Here is a 13,892-nt window from a genome sequence, read left to right on the forward strand (position 1 = left end):
GGCGTGTGAGCAGGCCTCAGTCGTCTGCGGCGACCAGATCGTCGTCCACGGCTTCGCCCTTCCCGCGGCGCCGCGCGCGTCGCCAGCGCAGCAGGGGCGGGACGACGACGATGAGCAGCGAGACGATCCAAAGGCCCTGGGTGATCGGGCTGTCCCACAGGATGTGCAGTTCGCCGTTGGTGATCGACAGCGCGCGGCGCAGGTTCTGTTCCATCATGTCGCCCAGCACGACCCCCAGCACCATCGGCGCCATCGGCACGCCGGCCTTGCGCAGCAGGTAGCCGACCAGGCCCAGGAAGGCGGCCATGGTCAGGTCGAAAGTGCCGGCGTTGATCGCGTACACCCCGATGTAGCTGATGCAGAGGATGCCGGGCACCAGCAGCCAGTTCGGCAACGACAGGACTTTCGAGAAGACGCGCACCATGGGGATGTTCATCAGGAACAGCAGCACGTTGGCGATGAACAAGGATGCGACCAGACCCCAGACCAGCTCCGGTTTGGTGTCGAACAGCACCGGGCCGGGTGTGATGTTGTATAGGGTCAGCGCGCCCATCATCACGGCAGTGGTCCCGGAACCGGGTACGCCCAGGGTCAGCATGGGCACGAAAGAGCCGACGGCCGAGGCGGTCGAGGCGGCTTCCGGCGCGGTCACGCCCCGCAGGTCGCCCGAGCCGAAGCAGGCGTCCGGATCGCGGCTTTCCTGATAGCGTTTTTCGTTGGAGTAGGCCACGGCCGATGCCACGCTGGCACCCGCGCCCGGCAGCACGCCGATGAAAAAGCCCAGGACGGCGCTGCGCAGCACGGTCCATTTCGTGAACAGCAGTTCCTTCAGGTTGAAGAGCTTGCGTTCGTTGGGCGGGACTTCGGGTGCTTCGCCCCGGATGGTGGATTCCAGCAGCTCCAGCAGTTCGGCGATGGCAAACAGCGCGATCACCACCACCACGAAATCGATGCCGTCGAACAGGTGGACGGAATCGAAGGTGTAGCGGTAGACCCCCGAATTGGCGTCTACGCCCACGGTGGCGATGGCCAGGCCCAGCATGGCCGACAGCGTGCCCTTGACCGGCTGGCGGCCCAGCAGGCTGGTCAGGCAGCAGAAGGCGAAGACGATCAGCACGAAGTATTCGGCCGGACCGAAGGCCAGCGCCCAGCGGGCCAGCAGGGGGGCCAGCACGATCACACCGATGGTGGCCACCAGCGAACCGCAGAAAGCCGACCAGCCCGACAGCGACAGCGCCACGTTGGACAGGCCCTTGCGCGATAGCGGATAGCCGTCCAGCGTGGTCATGATGGCGCTGGCTTCGCCCGGCACGTTGATCAGAATGGCGCTGATGCGTCCGCCGTATTCGGCGCCCACGTACACCGCCGCCAGCAGGATCAGCGCGGTTTCCGGGGGCAGGTTCAGGGCGTAGGCGATGGGGATGAGCATGGCCACGCCGTTGATCGGCCCCAGGCCCGGCAGCACGCCCACCAGGGTGCCCAGAAAGGCGCCCAGGGCGGCGACCAGCAGGTTCAGCCAGGAAAAGGCGACATCGAAGCCGATGCTCAGATGGTCGAATATCTGGCTCATGACAGGAACTCCAGGGGGCCCAGGGGCAGCACGACGTCCAGCGCCCGGTCGAACAGCAGGAAGAACAGCACGCCCATCACGACGCCGCCGATGATCATCTTGCCCCAGCCGCCGCCGAACAGGCGTCCGATCAGCACGGTGACGACGGCGGTGGCGATGATGAAGCCCAGGGTTTCGAAGAGCAGGGCGTAGCCGAAGACGTAGGCCACCATCAGCAGCAGGCGCGGCCAGTCGATCGGCTCGCCCGCGCGGCGGTCGTGCCAGTGCCTGAACATCAGCCAGGCGCCGCACAGGGCGATGATCAGGGCGACCAGCATCGGGAAGGCCCGCGGGCCCACCGGTTCATAGGAAAAAGGGGCCTGCAGGTCGTGGCCGAACCACGCCATCAGGCCGGCGAAGATCAGGGCGCAGAAGCCCAGGGTGCGATCGCTCATGGCGGGGTCCGGAGCCTGGCTTATTGACGGATCAGGCCGAATTCATTGGCCAGTTTGGTGTAGTCGGCGACGCGGGCCTTGACGTATTTGTCCAGTTCGGCGCCCGACTTGTTGAAGGGAAACAGGCCCTGTTTGTCGCGGATCGCGGCGAAGGACGCGTCAGCCTGGGTCTTGTCGAAGGCATCGACCCACCATTGGTAGTCGGCGTCCGAAACCTTCGGACCGACGTAGAAGCCGCGGATGATGGGCCACTGGATGTCGAAGCCTTCTTCCTGGGCGGTGGGTACGGAGGACAGCTTGCCCGGCAGGCGCTCGTCGTTGAACACGGCCAGGACGCGGATCGGGGCGCCGCCTTCGAGCATGGTGAAGGCCTCGGCCGCGTCGCCCATATAGGCCTGGATGTGGCCGCCGCGCAGGGCAGTGATCGCGTCGCCGCCGCCCTCGAAGGCCACGAAGCGCATCTTGCGATAGTCCACGCCCGCCGCGCGCGCCGTCAGCGCCGCTTTCATCCAGTCCTGGCTGCCGACGGTGCCGCCCGCGCCCAGGACGATCTTGCTCGGATCCTGTTTGAAGGCCGCCATCAGGTCTTTCAGGTTCTTGTACGGCGAGTCGTTGCGCACCACGGCCACCCCGAAATCGGCGCCCACCGCGGCCAGCCAGCGCACGTCGTTCACGTTGTAGCGGCCGAACTTCTTCTGGGCCAGGTTCAGCAGCGAACCGCCCGAAAAGGCCACGATGGAATTGGGATCGTCCGCTTTCTGGGCGATCACATGGTTGTAGGCGACGGCGCCGATGCCGCCGGGCATGTAGACGATGCGCATCGGGTCGGCCAGGGCGCCGGAGGCCTTCAGGCCTTCCTGGGCCAGGCGGCAGGTCAGATCGAAGCCGCCGCCGGGGTTGGCGGGCGCGATGCATTCCGGCTTGGTCGGCGCGGCCTGGGCCGCCAGGCCCAGGGATAGCAGGGCGCCGCCCAGCAGCAGCGACAGGGAACGGGATTTCATGGCGGGTCTCCTTGGATGTCGGGGAGCGCGCTGTTGGAATGGAATGTCGGGGGCGCGCGTTGGCGACACCTTAGGCCGGCCAAGCTTTCCGCCGGCTTTCAAACAGACGATTTCGCGGGAAAACCCTGAGCGGCGGGAAAAATGAGCGAGACCTGGACGCCGGGCATGGCGGCCTCGATGCGCAGGACGCCGCCATGCCGCCGCATGATGGTATGGACGATGGCCAGGCCCAGGCCAGCGCCGTGCGCGCGTTTGCCGGCCTGTCCCCGGCGGAAGCGCCGTCCCGCCTTGCGGATGTCGGTCTCGGTCATGCCGGGGCCTGTGTCCCGCACGCTCAGGACGATGCCATCGGGCGCGCGTTCGATCCTCAGGGTGATGGCGCCCCCCTCGGGCGAGTACTTGATGGCGTTGTCCATCAGGTTGACGAGCGCTTCCCGCAGCAGCCATTCGATGCCTGTCACCGTGGCGCCGAGCTCGCCGCCGTCCATCGCGACGGTCTGCCGCTTCCGGCGCGCCAGGCTGTAGAGCTGGCGGATGACGTCCTGGGCCAGCGGTGTGAGCGGCACCGGCCGGGGCGGGCTGGCGTCGGTGTCGGCCTCCCGGGCGCGGGCGAGCGCCAGCATCTGCGCGGCCGTGCGCTGTGCCTGGTCCAGGCCGCCGCGCATGGCCAGCAGGGCGGCGCGCGCCTCGGCCGGGTCGGATTCGCGCAAGGCATAGTCCAGCTGGGTATGCAGGATGGCCAGCGGCGTGCGGAGCTGGTGGGAGGCATCGTCCAGGAACTGGCGCTGTCGGCGCGCCTGGCGGGCATGGCGGGCGACATGCTGGTTGACGGCATCCACCAGCGGCCGGACTTCGCGGGGGAGTTCCGGCGCGGAGATCGGGCTGAGGTCGTCGGGCGCCCGGTCCTTCAGTTTGCGGTACAGGCGCGTCAGCGGCCGCAGGCCGACCAGCACGCCGACGACGATCAGGCCGGTGGAGGCCAGGACCTCGATCAGGTCGCGCACGATGTTGCGGATCATCATGTCGCGGATCATCTGGTCACGACCGCCGCGGTCTTCGCCCACCATGACGATGACCCGACCCTGCTTCTGGCCGTAGAGCGGTGGCGACATGGGCCGGGCCAGGGCGGCGATGCGGATGGACGCGCCCAGGTAGTCGCGGTCGTAGAACACCGGTGCGTTCGAGGCCAGCCGCGTGTCGGGCAGCGGCAGATTCTGGTTGCCGATGTCGGCCAGGCCGTCCTCGGTCAGGATCCGGTAGTAGACCGAGTCGTTGGCGGTGAGTTCGAAGAATTCCAGCATCAGGTAGGGCAGCTCCACGGACAGGCCGCCGCTGGCGGTGGAGATGTTGTGGTCGATGGCGCGCAGAGCGCCGGCCAGGGACCGGTCGTAAGCCAGATCGACCTGATGGTGCAGCTGGCTGCTGGAAAACCACAGGGCCAGACTCAGGACGAGCAACTGGGCCGGCACCAGGATCCACAGCAGCAGGGACCGGAGGCTGCCGGGCCGGCGCTCAGCCGGGTGCGTCACGCGTCGGCTCCAGGCAGTAGCCCATCCCGCGCAGCGTGACGATCTGCACGCCGGTGCCGGCCAGTTTTTTCCGCAGCCGGTGGACCAGGACCTCGATGGCCTCCAGGTTGATCGTCGTGTCGTCCGGGCTGATGCGTTCCAGGATGTGGTGCTTGGCCACCGGCTCCCCCGCCTTTTGCATCAGGACTTTGAGTGCCGCGTATTCCCGGGGCGACAGGCTCAGTGCCTCATCGTGATGCAGGAAGCGCTGGCCGCCGATGTCCAGCGTCAGGTCGCCCAGCGTCCAGCGGGGGTGTTCGCGGCCCCTGCTGCGCCGGATCAGGGCATGGAGCCGGGCTTCGAGTTCCTCGATGGCGAAGGGTTTGTGCATGAAATCGTCGGCGCCCTCGTGCAGTGTGCCGATGCGCTCGGACAGCGAGTCGCGCGCGGTCAGCACCAGCACCGGACAGCGGTTGTCGCGCCCACGCAGGCGGTGCAGGAATTCGTGACCATCCATTCCCGGCAGCCCCAGGTCGAGGATGATGGCGTCGAACTCCTCGACCGCCAGGCGGCGTTCGGCAAGCTCGGCGTCGTCGGCCCAGTCGACCATGAATCCGCCGTGGCGGGCCAGGCCGCGGGCCAGCCACGAGGCCAGCTCGGACTCGTCTTCGATCAGCAGGATGCGCATATCGCCCATCATAGACCGAGCGGCTTGCAAGCCGCGAGGTGGAGCATGGTGTTTTGCCGCCGGGCCGCCCCAAGGCAAAACGCGCCCCCCTTGGGGGGGGGCAGCAAGCGGCCGCAGGCTGCGCGGCGTGGGGGGCGGTGTTTTGCCGCCGGGCCGCCCCAAGGCAAAACGCACCCCCCTCGGGGGGGGCAGCAAGCGGCCGCAGGCTGCGCGGCGTGGGGGGCGGTGTTTTGCCGCCGGGCCGCCCCAAGGCAAAATGCACCCCCCTCGGGGGGGCAGCAAGCGGCCGCAGGCTGCGCGGCGTGGGGGGCATGTTTCCTAGTGGCGCAAAATGTATGCGGATGAGAAACTGCCGGAAACAGGGCTTGGGCACCGGAGGTACAGGTTGAAACGCACGTTGTCCATCGTGATCCTGCTGTGCCTTCTGGGCGTCGCCGCCGTGCTGGGCGCGGAACACTATGACCGTTCCCGCAGCGCGGCACGCGTCATGGCCGGTGTACGCCAGCAGTTCGACGACCGCGTCGCCCGGTTTCACGACGATCTGCGGGCGCTGCAGAATCTGAACGGGCGCCTGGCCGCCGCGCTGGCCGACGCGCCCGGCGCCGAGGCGGGCCCGTTCGCCTCGATCGCGCCCGGCATGGTCCAGGCCCGTCCCGACATCCGCAGCATCGTGTTCGTCCGCAAGCTGCGGATCGAGCAGGTCTATCCGATCATCGGCAACGAGCCCGTCATCGGCCTGGACTATGGCCTGCGCCCCCAGTTCATGGCCAAGATCGCCTATATGATCCAGCATCGCGTGCCCGTGATCGACGGATCCACCCGTCTGGTGCAGACCGGACGCGTTGGCCTGATCTTCCGCGCGCCGATCTTCGATGCGCATGCCGCAGGCGACGGCTACCGCGGCATGACGGCTTTGACGGTCGATCTGGAAAACACCTTGCGCCGCGCCGGGCTGATCGGGCCGGAGACCTTGTTCGACCTGGCGATACGCAGCCGCGAGGACGGCCGGCCCGCCTATGGTTTGTTCGGCGACATGGCGCTGTTCGACCAGGCGCATGTCCCGGCGGTGATCGCGCTGCCGGACGCCACCTGGGAACTGGCCGCGGCGCCCAAGGAAGGCCTGGCCTACGACCCCACGCGGGCCTGGCTGATCCGCGGGGTGGGGGCGACCGTGACGCTGCTCCTGCTGCTGGCGGTGTTGTATCACGGCGGCGCGTGGCGTTTCCGGCCTGGTGAGCGTACCGCCCGGGACGGGCTGGCGTCCCTGCGCACGCTGCTGCTGATCGCCACCCTGGCGCCCATGCCGCTGATGGTCGGCCTGGCGGGCTGGCTGGTGTTCACGGCCTCGATCCAGGCGGTCGAGGATCTCGAGCATCAACAGGTCGACGAACTGGCCGATCAGCTCAGGAACAAGGTGATCGACTTCTTCGAAGTGCCGCGCGCGGCCGCGACCTTCAACGCCGGCCAGTTCAAGAGCGGACTGGCCAGCCTGGACAGGCGCGAGGATCTGTTGCGCAGTTTCCTGCTGCAATTGCGCCAGCAGCCCTTGCTGACGCTGCTGTCCGTCGGCACGGCCGATGGCGGATATCTTGGGGCGGGCCGCCCGCCGATGGGGGCCGAGCGCGGCCTGCGCATCCTGCAGGCCGATGTACCCGGGGGGGCACTGCGCATCGATCAGGTCGACGACGACAACAGGCGCAGCACATCGGCCGGGACGGGCAATCCGCACTACGATGCGCGGGTCCGGCCCTGGTTCCAGGCCGCCTTGCAGGCGGACAGCCTGCGCTGGTATCCGGCCTACCGCTATGCAGTGAATGACCCCGCCGGCCTCTTCGAGGGCATGGGCATGGGGATGTCGGTCGCGCTGCGCGACGAGGCGGGCCGCTTGGCCGGCGTGCTGACGGCCGATGTGGCGCTGTCCCAGATCAGCCGGTTCCTGCGCGCGGAAATGGCCCGGATCGGCGGCATCGCCTTTCTGACGGAGTCCGACGGCGCGCTGCTGGCCAGTTCCGGCGGCGAACCGATCTATCACCTGGACGGCGGACAGGCCCGCCGGGTCCTGGCGGACCAGAGCGAGTCGCCCGAGATCCGCCTGCTGGGCGCGCGCATTCTCCATGCGGGCCGGGTCGCGGGCCGGCAGTCCATGGAATCCGAAGGCCGTCGGTACCTGGCACGCTGGCAGTCGATCCAGTTGCCGGATGGCCCCATGCTCACCATCGCCCTGGCATTGCCGGAAAGCCGTTACGCCGAACCGGCCGAAAGAGCCCTCAACCGCATCGGCCTGCTGATCCTGGGTTTCTGGGTGGTCGGGGTCGTGGCCGCCCTGCTGGCGGCCTGGTGGCTGTCGCGCCCCTTGCGCGCCCTCAGCCGCTGGGCGGAGGATCTCGCTGGCGGCGGCGGCCGGTTCAGCCCTTCGGTCCGCAGCCCGGTGCGCGAGGTCGTGGTCCTGGCGCATGCGCTGGAGCGCATGGCCGACCGGCAACGCAGTCATGCCCAGGATCTCGAGCGCCAGGTGGCCGAGCGCACGCAGGCGCTCGTGCAGGCCAATCAGCGCCTGGTCGGTCTGTCGTTGACCGACGGCCTGACCGGGCTGGCCAATCGCCGCCATTTCGATGAGGTGCTGGCGCGGGAAGGCGAACGGTCCCGGCGGGACAGGCGGCCAATGAGCCTGTTGATGCTGGATGTGGACTGGTTCAAGTCCTACAACGACCAGTACGGGCATCCGGCGGGCGACGTCGTGTTGTGCCAGATCGCCCGGATCCTGCTCGAGTCCGTGCGCCGGCCGGGAGACCTGGCGGCCCGCTACGGCGGCGAGGAATTCGCCGTGATCCTGCCGGGCCTGGCCGTCCATGAGGCGGAAGGGATGGCGGAGCGGATCCGGGCCCGGGTCGAGGCACTGGCCATCACGCATGCGCATGGGCTGTCGGGACGGGTCACGATCAGCATCGGCGTGGCGGAAATGGACCTGGACGACGCGCATGGAGCCGAGACCCTGGTTGGCCGGGCGGACGCGGCGCTGTATCGGGCCAAGGCCGGGGGCCGCAACCGTGTGGAGACCGCCCGGGCGGCCGAGGGGCCGGACGGACATGTGGCGCCGCCGGCGTGACGGGCGTCAGGCGCCGCGTGGCGCCAGCACGTCCTTGAGCCACCGGCCCGTGTGGCTGCCGGGTGTGGCGGCGACGGTTTCCGGCGTGCCCTGGGCGACGATCCGGCCGCCGCCCGCGCCCCCTTCGGGTCCCAGGTCCACGACCCAGTCGGCGGTCTTGATCACGTCCAGGTTGTGCTCGATCACCAGCACGGTGCTGCCCGTGTCCACCAGGCGCCGCAGGACATCCAGCAGCACCTCGATGTCGTGGAAGTGCAGGCCGGTGGTGGGCTCGTCCAGCACGTACAGGGTGCGCTCCGAACCACGGCGGGCCAGCTCCTGGGACAGCTTGATGCGCTGCGCCTCGCCGCCCGACAGTGTGGTGGCGCTTTGGCCCAGGCGGATGTAGGACAGGCCGACGTCCACCAGGGTCTGCAGCTTGCGGGCCACGGCGGGCACCGCCTGGAACAACTCCAGCGCCTGGGCGACCGTCAGGTCAAGGACTTCGCTGATGGACAGGCCCCGGTAGCGGATGTCCAGGGTTTCGCGATTGTAGCGGCGACCCTCGCAGACCTCGCAGGGTACGTACATGTCGGGCAGGAAATGCATTTCCACGCGGACCACGCCGTCGCCCTGGCAGGCCTCGCAGCGCCCGCCCTTGACGTTGAAGGAAAAACGTCCCGGATCGTAGCCGCGCAGGCGGGCCTCGGGCACCCCCGCGTACAGTTCGCGGATCGGCGTGAACAGGCCCGTGTAGGTCGCGGGGTTGCTGCGCGGCGTGCGGCCGATCGGATTCTGGTCGACGCTGATGATTTTATCGAAGGCGTCCAGGCCTTCGATGCGCTCGTGCGGGGCGGGATCGGCCTGGGCGCGGTTCAGCGACTGGGCCAGGGCCGTGACCAGGGTGTCGTTGATCAGGGTGGACTTGCCCGATCCCGAGACACCCGTGACGCATGTCAGGCGGCCCACCGGAATGGACAGGTCGACCGACTGCAGGTTGTTGCCCCGGCATCCCAGGGCGCGCAGCCAAGCCTGGTCCGGCCCGACGGGGCGGCGTTCCGGGATGGCGATCCGCCGGGCGCCGGACAGGTACTGCCCGGTCAGCGACTGGGGCTGGGCCATGATTTCCGCCGGGGTGCCCTGGGCGATCACGCAGCCGCCCTGTTCTCCCGCGCCGGGACCCATGTCCAGCACGTGGTCGGCGGCGCGGATCATGTCCTCGTCGTGCTCGACCACGATCACGCTGTTGCCCAGATCGCGCAGTTGCCGCAGGGTCTCGATCAGGCGGTGGTTGTCGCGCTGATGCAGGCCGATGGACGGTTCGTCGAGCACGTACATGACGCCGGTCAGGCCCGAGCCGATCTGGCTGGCCAGACGGATGCGTTGGGCCTCTCCGCCGGACAGGGTGTCGGCGCCCCGGTCCAGGGACAGGTAGCCCAGACCCACGTTGACCAGGAAATCCAGCCGGGCCCGGATCTCCTGGATGATGCGGTCCGCGACGTCCCGCCGTGCGCCGTCCGGCACCCAGTCCAGGAACCACTGCCGGCAGTCCGACAGCGGCAGCGACTCGATTTCGTACAGGGCACGGCCGCGCCGCTCGCCCCGGCCGGGATCCTGGCCGATGAGGATGTTGCGGGCATCGGAGCACAGGCGGGCGCCATGGCATTCGGGGCAGAGGACCAGATGGCGCAGCCGGCCCAGCTCCTCGCGCACGGCGCTTGAGTGCGTTTCGCGCCAGCGCCGTTCAAGATTGGGGATGATGCCTTCGAACGCGTGGCGGCGGATGGCGGGTACGCCGTTCTCGCCCAGATACTGGAAGGCGATTTCCTGGCTGCCCGAACCGTACAGGATGCGGTCGCGTACGGTGGGGTCCAGTGCCTGGAACGGCGTGTCCAGATCGAAGCCGTAGTGCTGCGCCAGGCTGGCCATCATGGCATAGCTGAAGGCGTTGCGGCGGTCAAAGCCGTGGATGGCGCCCGCGGCCAGACTCAGCTCGGGAAAGGCGACGACGCGCGCCGGATCGAAGGACTCCACCTGGCCCAGTCCATTGCAGGTCGGACAGGCGCCGACCGGATTGTTGAAGCTGAAGAGGCGCGGCTCGAGTGCGCCCATGCCGCGCGCGCAGACCGGACAAGCGTAGGCGGCGGAAAAGGCTTGTTCCCGGTCCGTGTCCAGATCCAGCGCCAGGGCGCGGCCCTGCGCCAGTTCGAGCGCGGTCTCGAAGCTTTCGGCCAGGCGCTGGCGGCTGTCGGGGCGCACCCGCAGCCGGTCGACCACCACGTCCAGATCCCAGGGGCCGTCCGGTCCGTCGGGCGGCGCGCCGCCGTCCAGCGCCTGGATGGCGCCGTTGACGCGCACCCGCACGAAGCCCAGCGCCTGCAGGCGGCGGCATTCGGCCGCCAGGTCGTCCTGCCGGGCGCGGGCCAGCGGCGCCAGGATGGCCACGCGGGTGTTCTCGGGGCGGGACAGGACCTGGTCCACCATCTGGCTGACGCTTTGTGCGCGCAGCGGCAGATCGTGGTCCGGGCAATAGGGCGTGCCGACCCGGGCGTACAGCAGGCGCAGGTAGTCGTGGATTTCGGTGACCGTCCCCACGGTCGAGCGTGGATTGTGGCCGGCGGTCTTCTGCTCGATGGCGATGGCGGGCGACAGGCCGGTGATGACGTCCACGTCGGGCTTGTCCATCATCTGCAGGAACTGCCGCGCGTAGGCCGACAGGCTTTCGACATAGCGGCGCTGGCCTTCGGCGTACAGCGTGTCGAAGGCCAGGGACGACTTTCCGGATCCGGACAGGCCCGTGAGCACGACCAGTTTTCGCCGGGGCAGGTCAACCGAGACGTTCTTCAGATTGTGGGTGCGCGCGCCGCGGATGCTGATGGCGTCCATGCCGATAGGGGAGTTCAGGTTCTTAAAAGGCCAACTTGATACTATAACGCGCAGCTCTCCTTCTTTTGGCCTTCCCCATGTCCGCTTCCCCCCGTCCGCGCCCGCCCGCGCTCCGGCTGACCCCCCTGGAACGGCGCAGCAGCATCGCCCTCGCGACCCTGTTCGCCGCCCGGATGCTTGGCCTGTTCCTGTTGACGCCGATCTTCGCCGTGGCGGCGCGCACCCTGGCCGGGGGCGACGATCCCGCCCGCGTGGGGCTGGCTCTGGGCGCCTACGGTCTGACCCAGGCGATCCTGCAGATCCCGTTGGGCATGGCGTCCGACCGCTACGGGCGCCGCCCCGTGATCGTGTTCGGCATGCTGCTGTTCGTGGCGGGCGGGGTGATCTGCGCCCTGACCAACGACGTGGACTGGGTCACGGTCGGGCGCGTTGTCCAGGGGCTGGGCGCCGTATCGGCCGCCATCACCGCCTGGATCGCCGACGCCACCCGCCCCGAGGTCCGCACGCGCGCCATGGCCATGGTGGGCGGGTCCATCGGCATTTCCTTCGCCCTGTCGCTGGTGCTCTCGCCCCTGCTGGTGGGCGAATTCGGCCTGTCGGGGCTGTTCTGGGCCATCAGCCTGCTGGGCTTCGTCTGCCTCCTGATCGCGATGTTCTTCGTGCCCGACGTGCCGCGCTCCGAGGCCGACATCGTCCAGGCCACGGCGCGCGACGTGCTCGGCCACCGCGATCTGTTGCGCCTGAATTTCGGTGTCTTCTGCCTGCATTTCATCCTGATGTCGCTGTTCATGGTGGCGCCCGGCCTGCTGGGCCGTCTGGGAGGCTACGATTCCGCCAGTTTGTGGCAGGTCTACCTGCCGGTCATTCTGGCGTCCTTCGTCCTGATGGTGCCGGCCGTCTTCTATACCGAAACGCGCAAGGCGCACAAACCCGCGCTCGAATGGGCGGTGCTGGGCCTGGCCGTGGTGCTGGGGACGCTGCCCTGGCTGACCGGCTCTTTCTGGCTGGTGGTGTCGGCGTTCGTGGCCTTTTTCGTGGCTTTCAACATCCTGGAGGCCCTCCAGCCCTCGCTGGTGTCGCGCGTGGCGCCGCCCGCCTACAAGGGCCTGGCGCTGGGGTTCTACAACACTTCCCAGTCCCTGGGGGTGTTCGCCGGTGGCGTGCTGGGGGGCCTCCTGGCGCGCGGCGGCGGCCCGTCCATGGTGTTCTGGGCGGGCGCCATGCTGGCCGCCGTCTGGCTGTACACGGCACGCGGATTCAAGGATGGCCGCTGACGCGCCCGCGCATCCGGCGCCAGGTGTCGCGCCGCCCGGCAAGGGCGGCTTGTAGTGGAAAACCCGCCTGGGCGATAATGATCATTTGACGCATTCCGATGCGGCGCGGGCGTTCATCGTCCACGATAATGGCAGCCACATCGTTCAACTACAGGATTTTCCACCATGGCCTCCGTCAACAAAGTCATCCTCGTCGGCAACCTGGGGCGCGACCCCGAAGTCCGCTACAGCCCGGACGGCGCCGCCATCTGCAACGTGTCGATCGCCACCACGTCCCAATGGAAGGACAAGGCCTCGGGCGAACGCCGCGAAGAAACCGAATGGCACCGCGTGGTGTTCTACAACCGCCTGGCCGAGATCGCCGGCGAATACCTTAAAAAGGGCCGTTCGGTCTATGTCGAGGGCCGTCTGAAGACCCGCAAGTGGCAGGACAAGGAAACCGGCGCCGATCGCTACAGCACCGAGATCGTCGCCGACCAGATGCAGATGCTGGGTGGGCGCGAAGGCGGCGGCGAGATGGGCGGCGGTGACTCGGGCGGCTTCTCCCAGCCGCCGGCCCGGCGTGCGCCGCAACAACAGCAACCGCGTCCCGCCGCCCCGGCGGCCGCCCCGGCCAGCAACCTGGCCGACATGGACGACGACATTCCGTTCTGATGAACCGGCGGGCGGCCGTTCAGGACGCCGGCGGAAAATTCGAGGGAAACAACGCGCGCCGGGTTTCCTCGTCATTCACTTTCTTGAACGCGATGTCCGAGCCGACCTTGCGCGCGCGCGCGGCGGCCGGCCTGGCATCGACCAGCCGGAACCAGCGCGCGATGTTCGGGTAGGGCGCCAGCGGCTCCTCGGCGCCCTTCAGCACTTTGGGCGCCTTGTCCAGCCATCCCCATGCGGAGATATCGGCGATGGTGTATTCATCGCCGACGATGAATGTCCGGTTGGCGAGATGGTCGTCCAGGACTTTGTAATGCCGCTCGGCCTCGCGCCGGTAGCGGTTGACGGCGTAGTCGAGGCCCGCGGGCGCCGCATACTGGAAATGCACGGCCTGCCCCGAGAAGGGGCCGAGGCCGGTGCCGAGAAACAGCAGCCATGAAAGAAGCTGCGGACGGTCCTGGGGCCGGCCGAGAAAGCGGCCGGTCTTTTCCGCAAGGTACATCAGGATCGCCGTAGAGTCGAAGACCGCCGCCGGCCGCCCGTCGGGTCCGTCGGAATCCACGATCGCCGGCACCTTGCCGTTGGGGTTGATCGCCAGGAACCCCGGATCGTGCTGCTGTCCCTTGCTGGTGTCCACCGGCACGACCTCGTAGTCCAGCCCGGACTCTTCGAGGAAGAGCGAGATCTTGGCGGGGTTGGGGGTCGGATGAAAGTAGAAACGGATCATATGCAATGCCTCCTGTCGGGCCGGCGGGACGGGACGATCACGACGGCCCCATCGCGTGTGCTACAACG

General features: G+C 68.4%; 11 protein-coding genes. 3 read left to right on the plus strand and 8 right to left on the minus strand.

All coding sequences use genetic code 11. The features are described 5' to 3' along the window. Nucleotides 1–16 precede the first annotated feature (16 nt). From O4H32_RS02510 to O4H32_RS02530, 5 genes are all read right to left on the minus strand, one after another. Nucleotides 17–1,570, minus strand: a complete 1,554-nt coding sequence (locus O4H32_RS02510) for a tripartite tricarboxylate transporter permease (protein WP_269356386.1) — start codon at nucleotides 1,568–1,570, stop codon at nucleotides 17–19. Beyond that, nucleotides 1,567–2,004, minus strand: a complete 438-nt coding sequence (locus O4H32_RS02515; protein ID WP_269356388.1) for a tripartite tricarboxylate transporter TctB family protein — start codon at nucleotides 2,002–2,004, stop codon at nucleotides 1,567–1,569. Before O4H32_RS02515 ends, O4H32_RS02510 begins: the two co-directional genes overlap by 4 nt. Nucleotides 2,005–2,024: 20 nt before the next feature. Next, a complete protein-coding gene (locus tag O4H32_RS02520; protein WP_269356390.1) occupies nucleotides 2,025–3,005 on the minus strand; it encodes a Bug family tripartite tricarboxylate transporter substrate binding protein in 981 nt (326 codons plus the stop codon). Between the two features lie 98 nt (nucleotides 3,006–3,103). Continuing rightward, nucleotides 3,104–4,534 carry a sensor histidine kinase gene (locus O4H32_RS02525; protein WP_269356391.1) on the minus strand — a complete coding sequence of 477 codons (1,431 nt, stop codon included), beginning with the start codon at nucleotides 4,532–4,534 and terminating at the stop codon, nucleotides 3,104–3,106. Continuing rightward, complete coding sequence (locus tag O4H32_RS02530; protein ID WP_269356393.1) at nucleotides 4,518–5,201, minus strand: response regulator; 684 nt, start codon at nucleotides 5,199–5,201, stop codon at nucleotides 4,518–4,520. Before O4H32_RS02530 ends, O4H32_RS02525 begins: the two co-directional genes overlap by 17 nt. 385 nt (nucleotides 5,202–5,586) lie before the next feature. On the opposite strand from O4H32_RS02530, the gene O4H32_RS02535 reads away from it, so the two are divergent. Next, nucleotides 5,587–8,307 carry a diguanylate cyclase gene (locus tag O4H32_RS02535; protein ID WP_269356395.1) on the plus strand — a complete coding sequence of 907 codons (2,721 nt, stop codon included), beginning with the start codon at nucleotides 5,587–5,589 and terminating at the stop codon, nucleotides 8,305–8,307. A gap of 6 nt (nucleotides 8,308–8,313) precedes the next feature. Here O4H32_RS02535 and uvrA read toward each other — a convergent pair whose 3' ends face one another. After that, a complete protein-coding gene (uvrA, locus tag O4H32_RS02540; RefSeq protein ID WP_269356397.1) occupies nucleotides 8,314–11,172 on the minus strand; it encodes an excinuclease ABC subunit UvrA in 2,859 nt (952 codons plus the stop codon). A gap of 77 nt (nucleotides 11,173–11,249) precedes the next feature. Here uvrA and O4H32_RS02545 point away from each other — a divergent pair, with 77 nt between their 5' ends. Next, the gene (locus O4H32_RS02545; protein WP_269356399.1) at nucleotides 11,250–12,446 is read left to right on the plus strand and encodes an MFS transporter; all 1,197 of its coding nucleotides are present in this window, start codon (nucleotides 11,250–11,252) and stop codon (nucleotides 12,444–12,446) included. Here O4H32_RS02545 and O4H32_RS02550 read toward each other — a convergent pair. Continuing rightward, nucleotides 12,430–12,594: a hypothetical protein gene (locus O4H32_RS02550; RefSeq protein WP_269356401.1), complete on the minus strand. Its 165-nt coding sequence runs from the start codon at nucleotides 12,592–12,594 to the stop codon at nucleotides 12,430–12,432. The two genes, O4H32_RS02545 and O4H32_RS02550, sit on opposite strands and share 17 nt — an antisense overlap. A gap of 17 nt (nucleotides 12,595–12,611) precedes the next feature. Here O4H32_RS02550 and ssb point away from each other — a divergent pair, with 17 nt between their 5' ends. Next, the gene (ssb, locus tag O4H32_RS02555; protein WP_269356403.1) at nucleotides 12,612–13,100 is read left to right on the plus strand and encodes a single-stranded DNA-binding protein; all 489 of its coding nucleotides are present in this window, start codon (nucleotides 12,612–12,614) and stop codon (nucleotides 13,098–13,100) included. A gap of 19 nt (nucleotides 13,101–13,119) precedes the next feature. Here ssb and O4H32_RS02560 read toward each other — a convergent pair whose 3' ends face one another. Beyond that, nucleotides 13,120–13,824, minus strand: coding sequence for a glutathione S-transferase family protein (locus tag O4H32_RS02560; protein ID WP_269356404.1), 705 nt, complete (start codon nucleotides 13,822–13,824; stop codon nucleotides 13,120–13,122). Between the last annotated feature and the right edge of the window lie 68 nt (nucleotides 13,825–13,892).

The sequence above is a fragment of the Castellaniella denitrificans genome, from assembly GCF_027214045.1.
GTDB classification, from domain to species: domain Bacteria; phylum Pseudomonadota; class Gammaproteobacteria; order Burkholderiales; family Burkholderiaceae_B; genus Castellaniella; species Castellaniella denitrificans_A.

Excerpts from the sequence above, each read along its gene's own strand:
- O4H32_RS02520 (WP_269356390.1), bottom strand. The coding sequence starts at position 3,005 with ATGAAATCCCGTTCCCTGTCGCTGCTGCTGGGCGGCGCCCTGCTATCC.
- O4H32_RS02545 (WP_269356399.1), top strand. The coding sequence starts at position 11,250 with ATGTCCGCTTCCCCCCGTCCGCGCCCGCCCGCGCTCCGGCTGACCCCC.
- ssb (WP_269356403.1), top strand. The coding sequence starts at position 12,612 with ATGGCCTCCGTCAACAAAGTCATCCTCGTCGGCAACCTGGGGCGCGAC.
- O4H32_RS02510 (WP_269356386.1), bottom strand. The coding sequence starts at position 1,570 with ATGAGCCAGATATTCGACCATCTGAGCATCGGCTTCGATGTCGCCTTT.
- O4H32_RS02515 (WP_269356388.1), bottom strand. The coding sequence starts at position 2,004 with ATGAGCGATCGCACCCTGGGCTTCTGCGCCCTGATCTTCGCCGGCCTG.
- O4H32_RS02560 (WP_269356404.1), bottom strand. The coding sequence starts at position 13,824 with ATGATCCGTTTCTACTTTCATCCGACCCCCAACCCCGCCAAGATCTCG.
- O4H32_RS02530 (WP_269356393.1), bottom strand. The coding sequence starts at position 5,201 with ATGCGCATCCTGCTGATCGAAGACGAGTCCGAGCTGGCCTCGTGGCTG.
- uvrA (WP_269356397.1), bottom strand. The coding sequence starts at position 11,172 with ATGGACGCCATCAGCATCCGCGGCGCGCGCACCCACAATCTGAAGAAC.